The following is a 20,302-nucleotide window of genomic DNA, read 5'->3' as shown; positions in this document are numbered from 1 at the left end:
GCTTTAATCGCTCGAGCTCGCAAAAAGCGCAAGCCGGTCGCCGAGATGAACGTAGTGCCTTACATCGACGTGATGCTGGTGCTGCTGGTGATCTTCATGGTGACCGCGCCGATGCTCAATCAGGGGGTGAAGGTTGATCTGCCCAAGGTTTCCAGCGAAGCCTTGCCGCAGGACAACAACACCCAGGTCCTGACCATTTCGATCAAGGCTGACAAGACCTATTACTGGAACCTTGGCAGCGAAGTCGACACCCAGAAGCAACAGGACAAGGCCATGACCTTGCCGCAGATGACCGACGCCGTGACCAAAATCATCCGCGCCGGCAATGAAGGCGGCAAGCACACCCAGGTGTTCATCCGCGGTGACAAGTCGGTCGACTACGGCTCCGTCATGGGCGCCATGGGCGGGCTGCAGAAGGCCGGGGTCGGTAATGTTGGCTTGATTACCGAGGCGCCCTGATGCAGCAACAGCGAGAGCCGTCCGCCTCGGAAAGCTTCTTCTGGCCTAGCGTCTGGGCGATTGCCCTGCACGTTCTGGTGTTTGGCATGCTGTTTGTCAGCTTTGCCATGACCCCGGAGCTGCCGCCAGCCAAGCCGATCGTGCAGGCGACCCTGTATCAGCTGAAATCGAAAAGTCAGGCCACCACCCAGACCAATCAGAAGATTGCCGGTGAGGCCCAGAAGTCGGCTGCGCGCCAGACTGAAGTCGAACAGATGGAACAGAAGAAGGTCGAGCAGGAAGCGGTGAAGGCTGCTGCGGAACAAAAGAAAGACGAGGCGGCTCAAAAGGCCGAAGAATCGAAAAAGGCTGACGAAGCGAAGAAGGCCGACGAGGCGAAAAAGGCTGATGAAGCCAAGAAAGCCGAGAAAGCTGCCGAAGCCAAAAAAGCCGAAGAGAAACAACTGGCTGATATAGCCAAGAAGAAATCTGAAGAAGAAGCCAAGAAAGCGGCTGAAGAAGAGGCCAAGAAAAAGGCCGCTGAAGAAGCCAAGAAAAAGATAGTCGAAGACGCGAAGAAGAAAGCCGCCGAAGACGCCAAGAAAAAAGCTGAAGCAGACGAGGCGAAGAAGAAAATCGCCGATGATGCGAAGAAGAAAGCTGCCGCCGACGCCTCCAAGAAAAAGGCCCAGGAAGCAGCACGTAAATCCGCCGAAGATAAAAAGGCCCAGGCCTTGGCAGATTTGCTTTCCGACACGCCGCAACGTCAGCAGGCCTTGGCCGATGAACGTGGTGACGAAGTCGCGGGCAGTTTCGACGATCTGATTCGCGCTCGCGCAGCAGAAGGCTGGACACGTCCACCTTCGGCACGCAAAGGCATGACAGTCGTGCTGCAGATCGGCATGTTGCCAGACGGTACGGTGACTTCGGTCAGCGTGGCCAAGTCCAGTGGCGACGGTTCGTTCGACAGTTCAGCGGTTGCAGCGGTCAAGAATATTGGCCGGTTGACCGAGATGCAGGGAATGAAACCAAGCGACTTCGCTCCCTATCGTTCATTCAAGATGACATTCACACCTGAGGATCTAGCCTTGTGAGAAACCTTCTTCGAGGAATGCTTGTCGTTATTTGCTGTATGGCAGGGATAGCGGCGGCGGATGAAAAGAACATCCTGGTAACCAGCGGTAGCGATCGGGCCACCCCGATTGCGGTTGTACCGTTTGGCTGGCAGGGCGGCAGCGTTCTGCCGGACGATATGGCGGAAATCATTGGTAATGACCTGCGCAACTCGGGTTACTACGCGCCAATTCCGAAACAGAACATGATCAGCCAGCCGACCCAAGGCAGCGAAGTGATCTACCGTGACTGGAAAGCCCTGGGCGCCCAGTACCTGATGGTAGGTAGCATCGTTCCAGCAGGCGGTCGCTTGCAGGTGCAATACGCTCTGTTCAACGTGGCCACCGAGCAGCAAGTGCTGACCGGTAGCGTGTCGGGCAGCGTTGACCAACTGCGGGACATGGCGCACTACATTGCCGACCAGTCGTTCGAGAAACTGGTGGGTATCAAGGGTGCGTTCTCTACCCGCATGTTGTACGTGACGGCTGAGCGTTTCTCGGTGAACAACACCCGCTACACCCTGCAACGTTCGGACTACGACGGTGCCCGTGCAGTGACCCTGTTGCAATCGCGCGAGCCGATCCTGTCGCCGCGTTTTGCGCCAGATGGCAAGCGTATTGCCTACGTGTCGTTCGAGCAGAAGCGTCCGCGCATCTTCGTCCAGCACATCGACACCGGTCGCCGTGAGCAGATCACCAACTTTGAAGGCCTGAACGGTGCCCCAGCCTGGTCGCCGGATGGCAATCGCCTGGCATTCGTACTGTCCAAGGACGGTAACCCGGATATCTACGTGATGAACCTCGGTTCGCGCCAGATCACCCGTGTCACTTCCGGCCCTGGTATCAACACCGAGCCGTTCTGGGGCAAGGATGGTTCGACCATCTACTTCACGTCAGACCGTGGCGGCAAACCGCAGATCTACAAGAGCAGCGTTGGCGGTGGTGGTGCGGAGCGTGTGACCTTTATTGGTAACTACAACGCCAATCCGAAGCTTTCGGCGGATGAAAAGACCCTGGTAATGATCCATCGCCAGGATGGTTTCACTAATTTCAAGGTGGCGGCCCAGGATTTGCAGCGCGGAAGCGTAAAAATCCTCACAGATAGCACTCTTGATGAGTCGCCTACTGTTGCGCCCAACGGCACCATGGTAATCTACGCCACCCGCCAGCAGGGCCGGGGAGTCTTGATGCTCGTGTCCATTAATGGACGCGTAAGGCTCCCGCTTCCTACCGCACAAGGCGAAGTCAGAGAACCGTCCTGGTCCCCTTACCTGAACTGACGCGGCGCTACAAAAAGAAGTACTTAACACACTGGGGTTCATTAGGAGTTTCACGATGGAAATGCTGAAGTTTGGTAAGTTTGCTGCTCTGGCTCTGGCTCTGTCCGTAGCCGTTGGTTGCTCGTCTAAAGGCGGCGACAATGCCGGTGAAGGCGCAGCTGTTGATCCAAACGCTGGTTACGGCGCCAACACTGGTGCAGTTGACGGCTCCCTGAGCGAAGAAGCTGCTCTGCGCGCGATCACCACTTTCTACTTCGAATACGACAGTTCGGACCTGAAGCCAGAAGCCATGCGCGCTCTGGACGTTCACGCGAAAGACCTGAAAGGTAACGGCGCTCGCGTTGTTCTGGAAGGCAACACCGACGAACGTGGTACTCGTGAGTACAACATGGCACTGGGCGAGCGTCGTGCGAAAGCCGTTCAGCGCTACCTGGTACTGCAAGGTGTTTCCCCAGCTCAGCTGGAACTGGTTTCCTACGGTGAAGAGCGTCCAGTTGCTACCGGCAACGACGAGCAATCCTGGGCTCAAAACCGTCGCGTCGAACTGCGTAAGTAATTCGTCATGCGAACGTGCCGTCGTGTTGTAACCGTATTGGCTCTCAGCCTTGCACCGCTTGCGGTGTGGGCTGCGGTTCCCGTGGAAGATAGCAACTCTGGCTATAACAATAGTGGGAGCAGCTATCCACCTGCAGGTTATGGCACGAACGGCGCCTATGCGGGGGGAGCGGCCACGGCCGCTCCTTCGGCACAGGGCGAACTGTTCAACCAACTGCAACGCATGCAGGATCAATTGGCGCAGCAACAAGGCACCATTGAAGTTCTGCAAAATGAAGTGCGTCAGCTCAAGCAGGAAGGCCTGGAGCGTTACCAGGATCTTGACCGACGTATAGGAGCCGGCACTACACCAGCCGCTACTCCTGATAATTCTTCTGCCGGTGGCGCCGCAAGCGCCGCCGGTGGTGCAGCCGCAGGCGCCACTCAGGCCCCTGCCGCCAGCAGCGAACCAGCTGATCCGGCGAAGGAAAAGCTGTATTACGACGCAGCCTTCGACCTGATCAAGGCCAAGGATTTCGACAAGGCCAGCAAGGCGTTCACCGCTTTCCTGGGTCGTTATCCAAACAGCCAGTACGCGGGTAATGCCCAGTATTGGTTGGGTGAGGTCAACCTGGCCAAGGGTGATTTGCAGGGTGCAGGCCAGGCGTTTGCCAAGGTCAGCCAGCTTTACCCCAAGCACGCCAAGGTGCCTGATTCGCTGTACAAACTGGCTGATGTAGAGCGCCGCCTGGGTCATACCGACAAGGTCAAAGGCATTCTTCAGCAGGTAGTGGCCCAATATCCGGGTACCTCTGCCGCCCAGTTGGCTCAGCGTGATTTGCAACGCTTGTAAGCATTGCTGTCCCGCTTGGAAGAAACCCGCGCCTGTCGCGGGTTTTTTCGTTAGAATCCACGCCCTTTTATGAAATACGCTTTCTGGGGTTCACGCTTTGCCGGGATCCCATGAAGTGCCTGACGGAGGCGGACAGCCTGTTTAGCTGTTACGCCCGTGGCGACTATGCAAGACACATTACGCATCACCGAAGTTTTTTACTCGTTACAGGGTGAAACGCGCACTGCCGGCCTGCCCACAGTATTTGTGCGCCTCACCGGCTGCCCGTTGCGCTGCCAGTACTGTGACAGCGCCTACGCCTTCAGCGGCGGCACCATTCGTACCCTCGACGACATCCTGGAGCAGGTTGCAGGCTTCCGGCCGCGCTACGTCTGTGTAACAGGCGGCGAGCCGCTGGCCCAGCCCAATGCCATTCCTTTGCTCAAGCAGCTGTGTGACGCCGGTTACGAGGTGTCGCTGGAAACCAGTGGCGCCCTGGATATTTCCGCGGTCGATCCGCGCGTCAGCCGCGTGGTTGACTTGAAGACCCCGGACTCCAAAGAAGCGCATCGGAACCGTTATGAGAATATCGAGCTGCTGACCGCCAACGACCAGGTCAAGTTTGTCATTTGCTCGCGGGACGACTATGACTGGGCCAACTCCAAGTTGATCCAGTACGGCCTGGACCGACGCGCCGGCGAGGTGCTGTTCTCTCCAAGCCACCATGACTTGAACGCTCGTGACCTCGCAGATTGGGTGGTCGCGGACAATCTGCCGGTGCGCCTGCAATTGCAGCTGCATAAATACCTTTGGAACGACGAGCCAGGACGCTGAAATGACTGAACAAACGACTGATCAAAAACGTGCCGTAATCCTGCTATCTGGCGGCCTCGACTCCGCGACCGTGGTGGCGATGGCGCGTGCCGAGGGCTATAGCTGCTACACCATGAGCTTCGACTATGGCCAGCGCTCCCATGCCGAGTTGCACGCCGCCGCCCGTGTCGCCCACGACCTCGGCGTGGTGGAGCACAAGGTGATCGGCTTGAACCTCAATGGCATTGGCGGCTCGGCCCTGACCGACAGCTCCATTGACGTGCCTGAGGCGCCCACTGAGGGCATCCCGGTCACCTACGTGCCGGCCCGTAACACCGTGTTCCTGTCGCTGGCCCTGGGCTGGGCAGAGGTGCTTAACGCCCGCGACATCTTTATCGGCGTCAACGCGGTGGATTACTCCGGCTACCCGGACTGTCGCCCAGAGTTCGTCGAGTCGTTCGAGCGCATGGCCAACCTGGCGACCAAGGCTGGCGTAGAAGGGCATGGCTTCCGTATCCAGGCGCCACTGCAAAACCTGAGCAAGGCGCAGATCGTCAAGGCGGGTGTAGGGCTTGGTGTCGACTACTCGCTGACTGTTTCCTGCTACCAGGCGGACAATGACGGTCGTGCTTGTAGGAAATGTGACAGCTGCCGCCTGCGCGCCGAAGGCTTCCAAGCGGCCGGAATTACTGACCCGACGCGTTATTTCTGATTTATTTAAAATAAGGTGTTGAATAATCCTTAGAAATCAGTATTATACGCGCCACCACACAGCGGGTCGTTAGCTCAGTTGGTAGAGCAGTTGGCTTTTAACCAATTGGTCGTAGGTTCGAATCCCACACGACCCACCATTTTTGGCGGTTTAGAAAATCCGGAAGGCCCACGCAAGTGAGGATTTCCGGGTTTTTTTTTGCCTGGGACAAAAGCGCGGGCTCGATGGCTCGCCTGAAGGGTGACACGACATTCGCATCGACTAGCAGCACCGTCTTCGACTGCGGATACAACACCCAAGCCATTATTTGTAGCTGTCGCCAGGTAAACCCAGCCGGGTCCGCTTTTTCAGAACAGTAGAGGTTATGCCAAGTAAGTAAACTGTGCAGTTGTACTTACTTGGCAGGTGTGCAAGATCAGAATTGATGTCGCATTTTAATACCGCGTCACTAGACAACTAGCATGACGACGCCTTTAAAGTTCCATTACAGTTATTTATGGTTTTTACCTCCGCTGCGGGGCCATTGAAGGAGGTTATGAAATCTCCACCGTTGGCCATACGACAGCTTGCGGTAATCCAGCAAGCGCCCTCGGCGTTGAGTCGCACTACTTGAATGACGCCGGCGTTTCCCACCGGCACAGTGTCTCCCTTGCTGCAGGACTGATAGGCAGGGCTACTCTGCCAGGCATTTTTACATGTGTTGTTGTCTTCAGCATTGGCTGCTTGCATTTGAAGCAGAACTGCAAATGCTAGAAGAAATCCAATGATTGAGCTTTTCATTTTATGATTCCTCTAGATGTGCGTTTCCCCACATGAAACTATGCTCTGGGTTTTTGGGATGTGTCTACTGTCATAGTTGACAGGTTTCATGAGATGTTTGATGTTTTTTATAATTGTTATGAATAATGTTGTGTGACGTTATAAGTTCGTGGGAGGTGTTTGGGCTTGCTGATGTGAAACCCCGAGAGCCCCGCACCAGCGTTAGGCTCAAGGCTGCTTATGCCCATTCATCCACGGGCTGTAGTCCACCTGCACATACCCCATGGGCAGGCCCTTGGGGTAGTTGGCAAACCCCGGCATCTTTCGCAGGTCCAGCAGTTTGCACTGCGTGACAAGGCGTTGCTGCAACGCGCTATCTACCTTGAAGCCCTGTGAGCGGTACGGGCTCTGATTCAGGTTGACCATGCACTCATTCACTTTGCCTTGCGCATCGGCGATGAGGTGGAAGCTGGCGACGCCAATACTCTGGATGTCATGCCCGACAAACAGCTGTTCACGGAAAAAACGTATCTGCCTATACAGGTCGATTCGTGTTTCCTGCAGTTGTTGCTGTTCATCCGAAAGCCCCATCAGAGGGGTGAACACCATGGGCGCGACAATCACCTGGGTGTCCTTGGCGTTGGCGAAGACCTTGGGCGAGACCTCGGGAAAGAGGGTGGTCCAGCACAGTTCAGTCACCAGTTTGGCCAGCTTGGCCTGGCGCAGGTTGTTCTGGCCCTCGTTGGGCAGCAGGGTCCCGCGTTTGGCCGAACAGTCCACGACGTGGTTCTGCGCGTCGACGGTCATGATCATGTTCATCACCCCCGTCAGCTCGTCTTCATTGGCGGCCAGGGCGTAGCTGCGCAGTATCGTGGTGAAGGTATGGATGAATTTTTCGTCCTTTTGTTGCACCTGTGCCGCCGCCGAGGCCGCCGCCTGCTCTGGCGTTTGGCTCTGGCAACCGGCCAGTGACAGCAGGCTCGCACCGAACAAGGCCAGTAGCCAGCGGGAGGGAGAAGGCGCGTTGAATTCCATTTCTTGGGGGCTCATATACAAATAGACACGGGAAGAGGTAGACGGGAACTATTCTCACCCATCAAACGGTAAAGTGCGATTCGAAATAATTCGACTCTGGCACTGTGCCCTTTGGTTGTAACGGCTGATGTCGCACGGATTTGCTCTACAGATTCTATTTGTCTATATTTGAGTCTGTAGATTTATTCTGAGATGGCAACCATGAGCCTAGCCCTGCAAGCACAGCCGTTTACCCGCCAGCAATGTGTCGCCGGACTCCGGGCGGCCGTGAGCATCCTGGAAAAATGGCAGGCCAGCAGCGACCAGGCCTGCCGCATCCTGCGTATTTCGCGCAGCACTTACACCCGTGCCCGGCAGCGCGAGGCCGCGTGGTCCGTGAGCCTGGATTCCGACCAGATGCAGCGCATCAGCTTTGTGCTGAACATCCATGCCACGCTGCGCATGGTGTTCGATAACCCCGAGAATGTGTACGGCTTCCCTGCAATGGCCAACCACAACAGCTTCTTCAACGGGCGCTCACCCCTGGAGATCATGGCCCAGGGCGACATGATTTCCCTGTACGAAACCTTCCGCCGGATCGATGTGCTGCGCGGTGCGCAATGGTGACGGTGAGCCAGTTGGGCGATTTGCCCAGCGGGCCGTTGCAGGCCTATCGCCTGGTCAATTCCAAATTCCCGCCGATTGCGTTGTTTGACGATGTGGCGGATGCCGACGAATTTGAGGCGCTTTATCAGATCCAGGCCCTGACCAACCCGCGGCTGGGCAATGAGCTGGGTCGTATCGAGCTGATACCCCGTAGGGAAATCCCCTTCGGGATTGTGGGATGCTCCTACGCGATTGCGCCGTTCACCCACGTCAATCCGGCCGGATCGCGTTTCAGCGCTGGGGATTTTGGCGTGCTGTACCTGGCGGCCACCATCGAAACGGCGCTGGCAGAGGTGCGTCATCACCAGAACCAGTATTGGTCCGGGGTCCACGGCCTTAACTATGAGCGCTTTGTCTTTCGCGGGTTGTCGTGCAGCTTTGCTGGTGACTCGATGAAGGATGCGGTGTCGGTGCCGATGAGCGATCCGATCTACGACCCTGACGACTACAGCCACGCCCAGCGCTTGGGCGGCGCGCTGAAGAAGGCCGGTTGTCCCGGCCTGCGTTACCTGTCGGTGCGCTCAGAAGGCGATCACTGCTGGGCGTTGCTGACGCCCAGGCCGGTGTCGTCGATTGTCCAGGCCGCCCATTACGAGATGGTCTGGAATGGGCAGATCACCAGTGTCAGCAAGATCAGCGAAGCCTGACGCTGGCGGGTCAAATCTGCCCGCGCACCAGGATTGACTCATCGATCTGCGCAATCGACGTAACCCCGGTCAGGGTCATGGCCACGCGCATTTCCTTGGCAAAGATCTCCAGCAAATTCTCTACACCACGCTGGCCATCCGCGGCCAAAGCGTAGGCAGGCGCTCGTCCCAGCAATACGCCACGGGCGCCGAGGGCGAGCATGCGCACCACGTCCAGCCCCGAACGCACCCCGGAGTCCACCAGTACCGTAAGGTCGCTGCCGACCGCCTGGGCGATCTCGGGCAGGGCCTTGGCGGTGGACAGCACGCCATCGAGCTGGCGGCCACCGTGGTTGGACACGACGATGCCGTCGGCACCGAAGCTCACCGCATCCTTGGCGTCCTGTGGGTCGAGGATGCCCTTGATGATCATCGGGCCTTTCCAGAATTCGCGGATCCACTCCAGGTCTTTCCAACTGATGGAGGGGTCGAAGTTGGTGGCCAGCCAGCCGATGTAGTCTTCAAGGTGGGTCGGCTTGCCGAGGTATTTGGAGATGTTGCCCAGGTCGTGCGGGCGCCCCATCAGCCCCACATCAAACGCCCAGGCCGGTTTGGTCACTGCCTGCAACATGCGTCGCTGGGCGGCGTACGGGCCGGACATGCCGGAGTGGGCATCGCGGTAGCGGGCGCCGGGGGTGGGCATGTCGACGGTGAACACCAGGGTTTTCACCCCGGCGGCTTGCGCACGCTCCAGGGCGTTTTTCATGAAGCCACGGTCTTTCAACACATACAGTTGAAACCAGATCGACTGCGCAGTCTGCGACGCTACTTCCTCGATAGGGCACACCGACACGGTCGACAGGCAAAAAGGAATGCCTTTATTGGCCGCCGCATTGGCCACCTGCACTTCCCCGCGCCGGGCAAACATGCCGGTCAGGCCCACCGGGCTCATGACCACCGGCATCGCCAGCGGTTGGTCGAACAGGGTGGTTTCCAGGCTCAGGCTCTCGACGTTGCGCAGGACGCGCTGGCGCAGGCTGATGTCTGCCAGGTCCGAACTGTTGGCCTTGAGGGTGTGCTCGGCGTACGCGCCACCGTCAATGTAGTCGAACAGGAAACGCGGCAGTTTGCGACGTGCGGCTTCGCGGTAATCCGATGCAGACGAAATGATCATGAACAGTGAGGCCCCGGAATAAAGAAAACGGTGGGTGGAGGATAGTCAAAGGCTTTTCATGGTAAAAACAACTTTTCCAACTTCATTCAAGTCGCAAATGGAATAGTCATGAATCTGCGAACGCTGCGAGCCTTTGTCGAAGTGGTGCGCCAAGGCAGTTTCTCACAAGCGGCCGAGATGGTTTCGCTCACGCAATCGAGTGTCAGCAAAGCGGTCAAGACCCTGGAAGAGGAGTTAGGCACACCGTTGTTCAGCCGCATCGGCCACAAGAACGAACTGACAGCCGCCGGAGAAATTGCCTACCGTCGCGCTCTGGTGTTGCTTGCCGAGCGCAGTGACCTGGTGGCCGAGATCAATGACCTGCTGGGGCTCAAGCGCGGCGTGCTGCGTATTGGCTTGCCGCCGGTGGGCAGTGGTGAACTGTTTGCGGCGATGTTTGCGGTGTACCGCCAGCGTTATCCGCAGATCGAGATCGAGCTGATCGAGCATGGCAGCAAGAAGCTGGCTGAGTGCCTGCAAGCGGGGGAGGTGGATGTAGCCGCGCTACTGGTGCCGGTGGAGGGCGAGTTTGAGTATCAGGACGTGCGCGTCGAGCCATTGATGGTGGTCCTGCCCAGCAGCCATCCATTGGCCGGGCGCGACAGTGTGGATTTTTCCGACTTGTCCGACTCGCCGTTCATACTGTTCGAAGCTGGATTTGCCCTGAACCGCATCATCCTTTCCGCCTGCGAGCGGCGGGGCGTATCGCCGAAGGTTTCGGTGCGCAGTGCCCAGATCGACTTTATCGTCGACCTGGTCGGCGCGGGCCTGGGAGTCGCCTTCCTGCCGCGCATGCTGGCCTACAAGCACCTGCATGCCGGCATTGCCCTGATATCCCTGGATGAGCCCCAGACCGACTGGCATATCGCCCTGACCTGGCGGCGTAATGCTCACTTGCCGCCTGCAGCGCGGGCCTGGCTGGACCTGGCGACCGAGATGGGTAACGTTCCCGCGCGCTAGCACAGCCTGCTTCAGAAGTTGTACTTGAGGCTGGTCATGAAGTTGCGCGGCGCGCCATACACCCCTTCTGAGTACACCCGGGCGTAGTACTCGCGGTCAAAGACGTTGTTGAGGTTGACCGTGGCACTGAGGTTTTTCGAGATATCGTAGCGGGCCATCAGGTTGGCGATGGCATAGCTGCCCTGGTGGTAATAGTGCAAGTCCTCACCGGTCTTGGTCTGCCAGTTCACGCCACCGCCAACAGTGACTTTGTCGAGCATGCCTGGCAGGCGATAGGAGGTGAAGGTCTTGAGCATATGGCGCGGCAGCGCGGTGACGATGCGCTTGTCATCGGCATCGGTGGTGACGCTGTAGGCATAGCCGGCCGACGCCTGCCAGCCTTCGCCCAGCTCGCCGTTCATTTCCAGTTCGACGCCTTGGGTCTTGGCGCTTTGTTCGATGCGATAGGCCTGGGTGTCGGACTGCCACACCGCCAGGTTGTCTTGCTCAAGCCGAAATAGCGCCAGGCTGGCGTTCAGTTGCTCATCGTAGAAACTGCCCTTGATCCCGACTTCATAACCCTTGCCCTCCAGGGGTGGCAGCGCGCCGCGGTTGATGTCGCGCACGTAGGAGGCTTGCGGGTTGAAGATCTTGGTGTAGCTGGCATACAGCGACCAGTTGTGGTCCAGGTCGTAGACCACCCCGGTGTACGGAATGAACACGCCGGTTTCCCGTTCCTTGACCGAACTGGTTCCGGCGCCATACAGCAGGGTGTTGGTATCGCGCTTCCAGTCGGTCAGCCGCCCGCCGAGGATCAGGCTCAAGTCGTCGGTCAGGTGTAGGCGCGACGTGAGGTAGGCGGCGTATTGTTTCTCGCGGATGCTGCCTTTACCCACCACTGGCGTAGCGGGCTTGGGCGAGTCACCGTTCCAGGTGCGGTAGTCCGGCACCTTGAAGCCGTAGTCCCACAGCCAGTCGTTGTAGTTGGGGGTGTGTTCCTCGTAATCGGTGGCAGTGATGCCGGTGATCAGCTCATGTTCGCGACCGAACGCGGAAAACGGCCCGGTGAAGTAGGCGTCGAGGCTGTCCTGGCGCGGCGTGCCTGACCAGCGCACCGGCAACAACGAGGCGCCGGAGCCGGTGGCCTGGTCGAGACTGCCGATGGTGAACGAAAAGAACTCGTCGAACTTGTTCTCGGTGTGACCGTATTCGATCTTGCCGCTCCAGCCGTTATCGAACTGGTGTTCGATGGAAGTGAAGTAGTTGGTCTGGTCATGGTCGTTATACGACCAGTTCGGCGCACTGTTGAGGGAGCGCTTCATGTGGGTTTTCTGGCCATCGCTGAAAAGCGTCTGGTAGCCGCCGCGCAGGGGCGCATCCACCTGGGTCTTCTGGTAGCTGAAGCCGGCAGTCAGCAGAGTGGCGTCGCTGAGGTCGAACTCGGTGATGCCGTAGATCAGTTGTGAATCCTGCTTGAAGCGATCGACCCAGGCCTGCTCGGTCTTGTAGTCCAGCACCAGGCGCCCGCGGATGTTGCCGGTCTCGGTCAGTGGCCCGGAGACATCGACACCGGTGCCATAGCGGTCCCAGCTACCGGCTTCGGCGGTGATGCTCGCCTGGGCTTGGGCCGTGGGGCGTTTGCGAATCAGGTTGATGGTCGCCGAGGGGTTGCCCATGCCGCTGATCAGACCGGTGGCGCCGCGCACGATTTCCACGCGGTCGTACATGGCCGTGCTCTGGGTGTAGTTGTCCATGCGGGTCGAGGTGGGGACGCCGTCGATCTCGAAGTTCTGGATCTGGAAACCACGGGACCAGTAGCTGTCATTCTCGGTCCCCAGGCCGGCGCGGGTCACGGCGATCCCGGGGCTGGCTTCAAGTACATCGGTGAGGCTGTTGAGTTTCTGATCGTCCAGGCGTTGGCGGGTGATCACCGTGACCGACTGTGGGGTTTCTTTCTGGGTCAGGTTGAGCCGCGTAGAACTGCTGGAGGAGTAGGCGGTGTAGGAGCCATTACCTTCACTGGTGGACCCCGGCGCCTTGCCGGAAATGGTGGTGCTACTCAACTCCAGGGCGGAGGAGGAGGTTGGGGCCGCCTGTAACTGATAACGACCTTCGCCTACGGGCACGGCGATCAGGCCGGTGTCGGCCAGCAGCAATTGCAATGCCTGGTCGACGGAAAATGTACCGTTGATGGCCTGGCTGGTTTTGCCGTTGGTAAGGGTGGCATCTCCCGCAAGGTAAATCCCGGCCTGGGCCGAGAGCAGGTTCAGTTGGCTGGCCAGTGGCCCGGCGGCAATCTGGTAATGCTGGTCTTCGGCCCAGGCGGCAGGGCTGAGGCTGCTCAGGGTGATAGCCACCGAATAGGCCAATACGTGCAGCGGGGAATGGGGGCGTAGTGACATCTTGGGATCCTTTTGGGGGTGGCATCAAGCCATCGTCACTAGCTAAATCGAATGAGAATGAAAATCAGGAAGTGCCGGTATAAAAATATCTAGCGCGGCTTCACGGTGGTCCAGCCAGGAAACGTCTGCTCCATGCGAATCGGCAATACGCCTTCAAGCATGGCCAGGACCTGATCGGTATCGTGCAACGGGAACGTGCCCATGACTCGCAGGTGTGCGAGGCCAGGGTCGAGCCCCAGGTGCCCGCGACGGTAGTCGGCCAGCTCCTCGATAAACTGTGGCAAGGGCATGTCTTGCGCCAGCAGGATCCCTTTGCTCCATGACTCGCGCCCGGGTTGCGCAGGCTCGGGAGGCGTGGTGCCGTGGCTGTCGAATGACAGCCCTTGGCCGGCCTTGGCCACGCGGGTGTGATGGCTTGCGGCGCAACGAACCTGCACCGCCCCCTCATAGACATTGAGCTGGGTCCGCGCAGCCCGTTCGCGCACACTGAACCTGGTACCCAGGGGGGACAGGCTGCCTTGGGCGGTGTGCACGATAAACGGGCGCGGGTCGCTTCCGGTCGCGATCAGGACTTCACCTTCGTACAAGCGCAGGCTGCGTTGTGAGGTGCTTAGCGCAACATCCAGCGCGGTGGCGCTGTTGAGCCAGATACGCGAGCCGTCGGCCAGGGTCCGTTCGAGGATTTCCCCGGTGCTTGTGCGATAACCTGCCTGCCAGGCCAGGAGCTGTTCGGTCAGTGCCGCGTGGCGCCAGGCAAGCCCACCCAGCAACAGCCCGCCGCTGATGACCGACAGGGTTCGCAGCACCTGGCGTCGCGAAGTGGGGGTGTGATGCAGGGCCTGCAATGTGCGGCTGGCCGTCTCCCTGTCGTCCTGCAACGGGGCGAAGCGCTGACTGACCCGTTCCACATAGCGCCAGGCCTGGCGATGGCTGTCACTGCGGTCGAGCCATTGCTGCCAGGCGTGCTGCTGCGCCAGGTTGTGCGGCTCGCTGCTCAGACGGGCGAACCAGTCGGCGGCTTCCTGCAGGGTTTGATGGTCAGGTGTGGGGGCCGGCATCGATCAGCTCAATGCCTCGTCCAGTTCCGCTTCCAGCAACAGGCACTGGAACATGGCTTGGGACATGTAATGGGTGACGGTGCGGGCGCTGACGCCCAATTGATCGGCGATGGCCTGGTAACTCAGGCCTTGCAGTTGCGCGAGCATAAAGGCCTGGGCGACGTTGCGTGGCAGGCGCTCGAGCATTGCCTGCACCTGCTGCAGGGCCTCCAGCACCATGGCCCGGTGTTCTTCCGACGGCATGCAGTGTTCGGGGCGGCTGGCCAATACCTCCAGCCAGGCCCGCTCGACCCGCTGGCGCCGCCAGAAGTCTACGCACACATGTCGGGAAATCGCACTCAGATACGCCCGTGCGTGCCCCTCGCTATTGAAGGCTCTGGGTTTGACCAGCAGCCGCACGAACACATCGTGGGCCAACTCGGCGGCGTCGCTGGTATTGCCCAGTTTCTTGTGCAGCCAGGCGCGCACCCAGCCGTGGTGCTCTTGATAGAGCCAGCCGACATCGGAAGGATCAGGAGATTGAGGCATGCCGCGAGCGCACTCCGTCATCAGGTTCAGCGCCTGGATGAGCTAATGGTAATTATTCTCAATGCTACCCTTTGTCGAGGTTTCTTCACAACTGGCGCAAGTGGGTCTTTTCCATGGCACCGCCAATCCCAGATTAGGCTTTTGAATCCAATCGATATTCTGTAGCCTTGCGCAGCTTCACTTTAACCCGTGCTTGATGAACACAATCACTTCGTCCGGCGGCGCCCGAAGGGCTCCAGAGCCGGTGGTACACTCGACTTTCGCGCAACTGCGCCTGCAGGTCTTGCGAACATGACGCAAATTTCCGAACGCCTTCTGGTCCAAGCCCACCTCGATGCCAAGCAACCCAAGGTGCTCAGTGCCGAGCAAGAGGCAAGCTTACGTTCTGCCATTGCTGCCGAGCTAAAGGCTCAAGACGCGGTGCTGGTGGCGCACTTTTACTGCGACCCGGTGATTCAGGCCCTGGCCGAAGAAACCGGCGGTTGTGTTTCCGACTCCCTGGAGATGGCCCGCTTCGGCGCCGCCCACCCGGCCAAGACCGTGCTGGTCGCCGGCGTGCGCTTCATGGGCGAGACGGCGAAAATCCTCACCCCTGAAAAACGCATCCTGATGCCCACCCTGGAAGCTACATGCTCCCTGGACCTTGGCTGCCCGGTGGAAGAGTTCTCGGCGTTCTGCGACCAGCATCCGGAGCGCACCGTGGTGGTGTATGCCAACACGTCGGCGGCGGTCAAGGCCCGTGCCGATTGGGTGGTGACCTCCAGTTGCGCCCTGGAAATCGTCGAAAGCCTGATGGATAACGGCGAGACCATTATCTGGGGCCCGGACAAGCACCTGGGCACCTATATCCAGCGCCAGACCGGTGCCGACATGCTGCTGTGGGACGGTGCCTGCATCGTCCACGAAGAGTTCAAGTCCAAGCAGTTGGAAGACATGAAGGCGCTGTACCCGGATGCCGCGATCCTGGTGCACCCGGAGTCACCGACCTCGGTCATCGAGTTGGCCGACGCCGTGGGGTCCACCAGCCAGTTGATCGCGGCGGCGCAGCGCTTGCCGAACAAGACGTTTATCGTCGCCACCGACCGTGGCATTTTCTACAAGATGCAGCAGCTGTGCCCGGACAAGGTGTTTGTCGAAGCACCAACCGCCGGTAACGGCGCGGCGTGCCGCAGTTGCGCGCACTGCCCGTGGATGGCGATGAATACCCTGGAGCGCACGTTGCAATGCCTGCGTGAAGGCAGCAACGAGATCTTTGTCGAACCCTCGTTGATCCCCCATGCCGTGCGCCCGCTCAAGCGCATGCTGGACTTTACCCAGGCGGCACGCCTGAAGCTGGCGGGCAACGCCTGATCCACGGTTGGTGCAGTAAAAAATGTGGGAGCGGGCTTGTCGGGTCGCCGCATCGCCGCGATAGCGGTGGATCAGTCTGCACATGTAGTGACTGACACACCGTTATCGCGGGCAAGCCCGCTCCCACATTTGGATCTCATTGGCCTGGAGTTATTTCTTTTTCTTCGGGATCCGCACCAGCTGCGTGTCGGAATAGATGTCATGCCAGGCCCGCTGTTTCTTGTCCACCAGCGACCAGATAAACCCCAGCCCTGCGCATAACCACGATGCAATCGACACCACAAAACGCAACAGCGCCTGCCACAGGCTGATGCGCGAGCCGTCCGTGTTCTGCACGCGTACACCCCACACTTGCATACCCAACGTCTGCCCGGAATGGGTCCAGAACTTGGCAAAGAAACCAAACAGTACAAAAAACAGAATCGTCGACAGCAGCGGATCACCGTCCAGCGCGCCGGATTCCGAGAGCGTGCGCATTTTTGCTTCACCCACAAAGGCGATCCACACCAGCTTATAGAGGAAGGCAGTGACGATCAGCAGGGCGGTACATAACAGGAAGTCATAGAACATCGCTGCCAGACGACGGCCCAGGCCAACGGCGGGGAATTCGCCTTGGGGGCTCAGCAGGTGTTTCGACATGGCTCGGCTCTCTGGAGGAAAAAAGCCATTTTACGGACAAACGCACATAAAAAAGCCTCTGATGTCACCACCAGAGGCTTTTTGTCGCAGTAAGGATCAGCCTTCTGCTTGTACTTCGTCAGCCTGCATGCCTTTTTGGCCCTGCACAGCGATGAAGGTCACTTTCTGGCCTTCTTTCAGGCTCTTGAAGCCGTTGCCTTGGATAGCGCGGAAATGCACGAACAGGTCCGCACCGCTTTCTGGAGTGATAAAACCAAACCCTTTCTCGTCGTTAAACCACTTGACGGTACCGCTCTGACGTTCAGCCATTTTCTTATTTCCTTGACGCTAAAAATTAATGACAGCCCCTTTCACCTGAAAGAGTACTGGGCTGGGTTGCAGGAAAGTAAGAGACGTCGAACGGGTTGTAGCGAACTTTGGCTACTGCCCAGGTCCAGGTTCCAAGCGACCCATGCAAACACAGTGAGCAAACTCTACGACAACTAAGACAGAAAAAACAAGCCCTCTGCAAGCCGCGTATTTACTCGCCTTCATGACACTTCGGTCAACTATTGTCGGGCTGTGTTATTCGATAGCGTGGATCACTTGTTATAGGTTAATCGACATAACATTGACTATCGTCAGTGCACTGTTTTATGGCGGTTGCGTTACAGATTAGTGCAAATGAACACAACCGCGTTACTTATAGGAACAGTCAATCAGCCACGGTAGTAACGTTGTGGCACGAATGGCATTTTACTTACACGAAGTGGCACCTTTTTCCCACGCACCAGCGCTGAGACTTCGCAATCCAGCGCGGTAAAGGCTGTGTCGAGGTAGCCCATGGCGAGCGGGCCGCCGAGGCTGGGGCCAAAGCCGCCGCTGCACACGCTGCCGATTACGGTGCCGTGTTCGTCGACAATTTCTGCACCTTCACGCACCGGCGTACGTTCCTGGGGCAGCAGGCCGACGCGCTTGCGGCTGACGCCGGTCTGCTGCTGAGTGAAGATCCGGTCTGCGCCCGGGAAACCGCCGGCACGCGCGCCGCCGGCACGCGCGCCGTCGGCACGACGCACCTTGGAAATCGCCCACAGCAGGCTGGCCTCAATCGGCGTGGTCTCGGTGTTCATATCGTGGCCATAGAGGCACAGGCCGGCTTCCAGGCGCAGGGAGTCGCGGGCGCCCAGGCCAATGGCTTCAACTTCGGCTTCGGCCAGCAGGCTGCGGGCCAGGCTCTCGGCGTTGGCCGCAGGTACCGAGATTTCAAAGCCGTCTTCGCCGGTATAGCCGGAACGGCTGACGTAGCACTCCACCCCCAGCAGGCGCAGGGGCGCAAATTGCATAAAGGTCATCTTGGTCACTTCCGGTGCCAGGCGCGCCAGCACCTTGACTGCCGCCGGGCCTTGCAGGGCCAGCAGGGCGCGTTCTTCAAACAGCGGCTCGATCTGGCATTGCTCGCCCAGATGCTGACGCAGGTGCGCCAGGTCCTGATCCTTGCAGGCGGCGTTGACCACGAGAAACAGCTCGTCGTTACCCAGGTTGGCGACCATCAGGTCATCGAGGATGCCGCCCTGATCGTTGGTGAACATGGCGTAGCGCTGCATGCCCACGGGCAGATCGATGATATCCACCGGCACCAGGGTTTCCAGGGCCTTGGCGGCGTTGGCGCCGGTCAGGCGGATCTGGCCCATGTGCGACACATCGAACAGCCCGGCCTGCTCACGGGTGTGCTGGTGTTCTTTCATCACGCCCAGGGGGTATTGCACCGGCATGTCATAGCCGGCGAACGGCACCATGCGCGCGCCCAGTTCAAGATGCAGGGCGTGCAGCGGGGTTTTCAACAGGGTTTGGGTGGACATATTCAGCTCCTGAAAAACGTGCTGGCGCATTTATAAGCATCAGCACTCGATAATGTTGACGGCCAAACCGCCACGGGCGGTTTCCTTGTATTTGCTTTTCATATCGGCGCCGGTCTGGCGCATGGTGCGGATCACCTTGTCGAGGGACACGAAGTGCTGCCCGTCGCCGCGCAAGGCCATGCGCACCGCATTGATCGCCTTCACCGAGCCCATGGCGTTGCGCTCAATGCAGGGCACCTGCACCAAACCGCCAATCGGGTCGCAGGTCAGGCCGAGGTTGTGCTCCATGCCGATTTCAGCGGCGTTTTCCACCTGGGAAACCGTGCCGCCCAGCACTTCGCACAAGGCCCCGGCGGCCATGGAACAGGCCACGCCCACTTCACCCTGGCAGCCGACCTCGGCCCCGGAGATCGAGGCGTTTTCTTTGTAGAGGATGCCGATGGCCGCGGCGGTGAGCAGGAAGCGCACCACGCCGTCTTCATTGGCACCGGGAATAAAGCGCATGTAGTAATGCAATACCGCCGGCACGATCCCGGCGGCACCGTTGGTGGGCGCCGTGACCACGCGCCCGCCGTTGGCGTTTTCTTCATTGACCGCCAGGGCATACAGGTTGACCCAATCCAGCACCGACAGCGGGTCGCGCAGCGCCGACTCCGGGTTCTTGCACAGTTGGCGATGCAGCGCGGCCGCACGGCGCTTGACCTTCAAGCCTCCGGGCAGGATCCCTTCATTGCGGCAACCGGCGGCCACGCAGTCCTGCATGACCTGCCAGATCTTCAGCAGGCCGCTGCGGGTCTCGGCTTCCGGGCGCCAGGCGCTTTCGTTGGTCAGCATCACCTGGCTGATGGACAGCCCATACGTGGTGCAATGGCCCAGCAAATCCTTGGCGTGCTTGAAAGGGAAGGTCAGGGGCGTGGCGTCTTCGACGATCCGGTCGGCGCCGGCGGCGTCTTCATCCACCACAAAACCGCCGCCCACCGAGTAGTACTCGCGGCTGCGAATCTGGATGCCGGCGGCGTCAAACGCACGAAAGATCATGCCGTTGGGGTGATAGGCGAGGGGTTTGCGAATCATCGCCAGGTGTTCTTTCTCGTTGAACGCAATGCTGTGTTCACCGAGCAGGTTCAAGCGACTGTCGCTGCGCATCTGTGCAAGGCGCGCGGCCACGGTTTCAGTGTTCACGGTGTCCGGGTGTTCGCCCTCCAGGCCCAGCAACACGGCCTTGTCGCTGCCGTGGCCTTTGCCGGTGGCACCCAGAGATCCGTAGAGCTCCACCTTGATGCTGGCGGTGGCGCCCAGCAGGTTATCGCGCTTGAGGCCCTCGACGAAGCGGGCGGCGGCACGCATCGGGCCGACGGTGTGAGAGCTTGAGGGGCCGATGCCAATCTTGAACAGGTCGAACACGCTTAAAGACATGAGTTGTTCTCCGGTTTCTTATTATTGGGCGCAGATTTTCGGTTGTACTCGATCCCTGTGGGAGCCGGGCTTGTCGGGTCGCCGCATCGCCGCGATAGCGGTGGGTCAGGCAACATTTCTGTTACTGATACAC

21 protein-coding genes and 1 tRNA gene are annotated in these 20,302 nt (G+C 59.2%); 12 read left to right on the top strand and 10 right to left on the bottom strand.

All coding sequences use genetic code 11. From position 1 onward, the window contains the following. Positions 1-6 precede the first annotated feature (6 nt). The 8 genes from tolR (at position 7) to ACO77H_RS21400 (ending at position 5,860) form a co-directional block, all read left to right on the top strand. Positions 7-459: a protein TolR gene (gene tolR, locus ACO77H_RS21435; RefSeq protein WP_162473200.1), complete on the top strand. Its 453-nt coding sequence runs from the start codon at positions 7-9 to the stop codon at positions 457-459. Beyond that, positions 459-1,532 (top strand): cell envelope integrity protein TolA, encoded by a 1,074-nt coding sequence (gene tolA, locus ACO77H_RS21430; RefSeq protein WP_029300302.1) that lies wholly within the window; start codon positions 459-461, stop codon positions 1,530-1,532. The genes tolR and tolA overlap by 1 nt, the downstream gene beginning before the upstream one ends. Before the next feature lie 17 nt (positions 1,533-1,549). Beyond that, entirely contained in the window at positions 1,550-2,830 is a 1,281-nt protein-coding gene (gene tolB, locus ACO77H_RS21425) for a Tol-Pal system beta propeller repeat protein TolB (protein ID WP_169851059.1), read from the top strand. Positions 2,831-2,885: 55 nt separating this feature from the next. Further along, on the top strand, positions 2,886-3,386 hold the full coding sequence (gene pal / locus ACO77H_RS21420; protein ID WP_029300299.1) for a peptidoglycan-associated lipoprotein Pal: 501 nt from the start codon (positions 2,886-2,888) through the stop codon (positions 3,384-3,386). Between the two features lie 6 nt (positions 3,387-3,392). Beyond that, positions 3,393-4,217, top strand: a complete 825-nt coding sequence (gene ybgF / locus ACO77H_RS21415; protein ID WP_432754540.1) for a tol-pal system protein YbgF — start codon at positions 3,393-3,395, stop codon at positions 4,215-4,217. 165 nt (positions 4,218-4,382) lie between these two features. Continuing rightward, positions 4,383-5,030 carry a 7-carboxy-7-deazaguanine synthase QueE gene (queE, locus tag ACO77H_RS21410; RefSeq protein ID WP_057441364.1) on the top strand — a complete coding sequence of 216 codons (648 nt, stop codon included), beginning with the start codon at positions 4,383-4,385 and terminating at the stop codon, positions 5,028-5,030. 1 nt (position 5,031) lies between these two features. Further along, positions 5,032-5,721: a 7-cyano-7-deazaguanine synthase QueC gene (gene queC / locus ACO77H_RS21405; protein WP_170056853.1), complete on the top strand. Its 690-nt coding sequence runs from the start codon at positions 5,032-5,034 to the stop codon at positions 5,719-5,721. 63 nt (positions 5,722-5,784) lie between these two features. Further along, positions 5,785-5,860, top strand: a tRNA-Lys gene (locus ACO77H_RS21400). 317 nt (positions 5,861-6,177) lie between these two features. Here the strand turns inward: ACO77H_RS21400 and ACO77H_RS21395 are convergent. Together ACO77H_RS21395 and ACO77H_RS21390 are read right to left on the bottom strand one after the other, a co-directional pair. After that, positions 6,178-6,501, bottom strand: a complete 324-nt coding sequence (locus ACO77H_RS21395) for a hypothetical protein (protein ID WP_170056854.1) — start codon at positions 6,499-6,501, stop codon at positions 6,178-6,180. 207 nt (positions 6,502-6,708) lie between these two features. Then, positions 6,709-7,515, bottom strand: coding sequence for a hypothetical protein (locus ACO77H_RS21390; protein ID WP_432754539.1), 807 nt, complete (start codon positions 7,513-7,515; stop codon positions 6,709-6,711). A gap of 201 nt (positions 7,516-7,716) precedes the next feature. Between ACO77H_RS21390 and ACO77H_RS21385 the strand changes: the two genes are divergently transcribed. Further along, positions 7,717-8,121: an antitoxin Xre-like helix-turn-helix domain-containing protein gene (locus ACO77H_RS21385; RefSeq protein ID WP_169954672.1), complete on the top strand. Its 405-nt coding sequence runs from the start codon at positions 7,717-7,719 to the stop codon at positions 8,119-8,121. Then, positions 8,115-8,807 carry an RES family NAD+ phosphorylase gene (locus tag ACO77H_RS21380; RefSeq protein ID WP_169954673.1) on the top strand — a complete coding sequence of 231 codons (693 nt, stop codon included), beginning with the start codon at positions 8,115-8,117 and terminating at the stop codon, positions 8,805-8,807. Before ACO77H_RS21385 ends, ACO77H_RS21380 begins: the two co-directional genes overlap by 7 nt. Positions 8,808-8,817: 10 nt before the next feature. Here the strand turns inward: ACO77H_RS21380 and lldD are convergent, their stop codons facing one another. Then, complete coding sequence (gene lldD, locus ACO77H_RS21375; RefSeq protein WP_169954674.1) at positions 8,818-9,960, bottom strand: FMN-dependent L-lactate dehydrogenase LldD; 1,143 nt, start codon at positions 9,958-9,960, stop codon at positions 8,818-8,820. Positions 9,961-10,068: 108 nt separating this feature from the next. Here lldD and ACO77H_RS21370 point away from each other — a divergent pair, with 108 nt between their 5' ends. Beyond that, positions 10,069-10,959 (top strand): LysR family transcriptional regulator, encoded by an 891-nt coding sequence (locus ACO77H_RS21370; RefSeq protein ID WP_169954675.1) that lies wholly within the window; start codon positions 10,069-10,071, stop codon positions 10,957-10,959. Between the two features lie 11 nt (positions 10,960-10,970). On the opposite strand, the gene ACO77H_RS21365 is transcribed toward ACO77H_RS21370, so the two are convergent. The 3 genes from ACO77H_RS21365 to ACO77H_RS21355 all read right to left on the bottom strand — a co-directional run bounded on the left by ACO77H_RS21365 (position 10,971) and on the right by ACO77H_RS21355 (position 14,926). Continuing rightward, positions 10,971-13,340, bottom strand: a complete 2,370-nt coding sequence (locus tag ACO77H_RS21365) for a TonB-dependent siderophore receptor (RefSeq protein WP_432754538.1) — start codon at positions 13,338-13,340, stop codon at positions 10,971-10,973. An 89-nt stretch (positions 13,341-13,429) separates the two neighbouring features. Beyond that, positions 13,430-14,398 carry a FecR domain-containing protein gene (locus ACO77H_RS21360; protein ID WP_170056858.1) on the bottom strand — a complete coding sequence of 323 codons (969 nt, stop codon included), beginning with the start codon at positions 14,396-14,398 and terminating at the stop codon, positions 13,430-13,432. A 3-nt stretch (positions 14,399-14,401) separates the two neighbouring features. After that, the gene (locus ACO77H_RS21355) at positions 14,402-14,926 is read right to left on the bottom strand and encodes a sigma-70 family RNA polymerase sigma factor (RefSeq protein WP_170041902.1); all 525 of its coding nucleotides are present in this window, start codon (positions 14,924-14,926) and stop codon (positions 14,402-14,404) included. Between the two features lie 291 nt (positions 14,927-15,217). Between ACO77H_RS21355 and nadA the strand changes: the two genes are divergently transcribed. Further along, complete coding sequence (gene nadA, locus ACO77H_RS21350; RefSeq protein WP_029300280.1) at positions 15,218-16,276, top strand: quinolinate synthase NadA; 1,059 nt, start codon at positions 15,218-15,220, stop codon at positions 16,274-16,276. A gap of 150 nt (positions 16,277-16,426) precedes the next feature. On the opposite strand, the gene ACO77H_RS21345 is transcribed toward nadA, so the two are convergent. From ACO77H_RS21345 to ACO77H_RS21330, 4 genes are all read right to left on the bottom strand, one after another. Then, positions 16,427-16,915 (bottom strand): RDD family protein, encoded by a 489-nt coding sequence (locus ACO77H_RS21345; protein WP_432754537.1) that lies wholly within the window; start codon positions 16,913-16,915, stop codon positions 16,427-16,429. A 96-nt stretch (positions 16,916-17,011) separates the two neighbouring features. After that, on the bottom strand, positions 17,012-17,224 hold the full coding sequence (locus ACO77H_RS21340) for a cold-shock protein (protein ID WP_004887993.1): 213 nt from the start codon (positions 17,222-17,224) through the stop codon (positions 17,012-17,014). Positions 17,225-17,613: 389 nt separating this feature from the next. Next, the gene (gcvT, locus tag ACO77H_RS21335) at positions 17,614-18,753 is read right to left on the bottom strand and encodes a glycine cleavage system aminomethyltransferase GcvT (protein ID WP_432754536.1); all 1,140 of its coding nucleotides are present in this window, start codon (positions 18,751-18,753) and stop codon (positions 17,614-17,616) included. Between the two features lie 39 nt (positions 18,754-18,792). Further along, on the bottom strand, positions 18,793-20,169 hold the full coding sequence (locus tag ACO77H_RS21330; RefSeq protein ID WP_432754535.1) for an L-serine ammonia-lyase: 1,377 nt from the start codon (positions 20,167-20,169) through the stop codon (positions 18,793-18,795). Positions 20,170-20,302 lie beyond the last annotated feature (133 nt).

Source organism: Pseudomonas sp. WMBT8 (genome assembly GCF_050916005.1).
In the GTDB taxonomy this organism is placed as follows: Bacteria; Pseudomonadota; Gammaproteobacteria; order Pseudomonadales; family Pseudomonadaceae; genus Aquipseudomonas.
The sequence above is the reverse complement of the archived record's forward strand: the minus strand, read 5'-3'. Positions and strand labels throughout refer to the sequence as shown.

What these genes read in the sequence shown, in the direction of transcription:
- tolA (WP_029300302.1), top strand. Translation starts at nt 459, where the DNA reads ATGCAGCAACAGCGAGAGCCGTCCGCCTCGGAAAGCTTCTTCTGGCCT.
- tolB (WP_169851059.1), top strand. Translation starts at nt 1,550, where the DNA reads ATGCTTGTCGTTATTTGCTGTATGGCAGGGATAGCGGCGGCGGATGAA.
- pal (WP_029300299.1), top strand. Translation starts at nt 2,886, where the DNA reads ATGGAAATGCTGAAGTTTGGTAAGTTTGCTGCTCTGGCTCTGGCTCTG.
- ybgF (WP_432754540.1), top strand. Translation starts at nt 3,393, where the DNA reads ATGCGAACGTGCCGTCGTGTTGTAACCGTATTGGCTCTCAGCCTTGCA.
- queE (WP_057441364.1), top strand. Translation starts at nt 4,383, where the DNA reads ATGCAAGACACATTACGCATCACCGAAGTTTTTTACTCGTTACAGGGT.
- queC (WP_170056853.1), top strand. Translation starts at nt 5,032, where the DNA reads ATGACTGAACAAACGACTGATCAAAAACGTGCCGTAATCCTGCTATCT.
- ACO77H_RS21395 (WP_170056854.1), bottom strand. Translation starts at nt 6,501, where the DNA reads ATGAAAAGCTCAATCATTGGATTTCTTCTAGCATTTGCAGTTCTGCTT.
- ACO77H_RS21390 (WP_432754539.1), bottom strand. Translation starts at nt 7,515, where the DNA reads ATGGAATTCAACGCGCCTTCTCCCTCCCGCTGGCTACTGGCCTTGTTC.
- ACO77H_RS21385 (WP_169954672.1), top strand. Translation starts at nt 7,717, where the DNA reads ATGAGCCTAGCCCTGCAAGCACAGCCGTTTACCCGCCAGCAATGTGTC.
- ACO77H_RS21380 (WP_169954673.1), top strand. Translation starts at nt 8,115, where the DNA reads ATGGTGACGGTGAGCCAGTTGGGCGATTTGCCCAGCGGGCCGTTGCAG.
- lldD (WP_169954674.1), bottom strand. Translation starts at nt 9,960, where the DNA reads ATGATCATTTCGTCTGCATCGGATTACCGCGAAGCCGCACGTCGCAAA.
- ACO77H_RS21370 (WP_169954675.1), top strand. Translation starts at nt 10,069, where the DNA reads ATGAATCTGCGAACGCTGCGAGCCTTTGTCGAAGTGGTGCGCCAAGGC.
- ACO77H_RS21365 (WP_432754538.1), bottom strand. Translation starts at nt 13,340, where the DNA reads ATGTCACTACGCCCCCATTCCCCGCTGCACGTATTGGCCTATTCGGTG.
- ACO77H_RS21360 (WP_170056858.1), bottom strand. Translation starts at nt 14,398, where the DNA reads ATGCCGGCCCCCACACCTGACCATCAAACCCTGCAGGAAGCCGCCGAC.
- ACO77H_RS21355 (WP_170041902.1), bottom strand. Translation starts at nt 14,926, where the DNA reads ATGCCTCAATCTCCTGATCCTTCCGATGTCGGCTGGCTCTATCAAGAG.
- nadA (WP_029300280.1), top strand. Translation starts at nt 15,218, where the DNA reads ATGACGCAAATTTCCGAACGCCTTCTGGTCCAAGCCCACCTCGATGCC.
- ACO77H_RS21345 (WP_432754537.1), bottom strand. Translation starts at nt 16,915, where the DNA reads ATGTCGAAACACCTGCTGAGCCCCCAAGGCGAATTCCCCGCCGTTGGC.
- ACO77H_RS21340 (WP_004887993.1), bottom strand. Translation starts at nt 17,224, where the DNA reads ATGGCTGAACGTCAGAGCGGTACCGTCAAGTGGTTTAACGACGAGAAA.
- gcvT (WP_432754536.1), bottom strand. Translation starts at nt 18,753, where the DNA reads ATGTCCACCCAAACCCTGTTGAAAACCCCGCTGCACGCCCTGCATCTT.
- ACO77H_RS21330 (WP_432754535.1), bottom strand. Translation starts at nt 20,169, where the DNA reads ATGTCTTTAAGCGTGTTCGACCTGTTCAAGATTGGCATCGGCCCCTCA.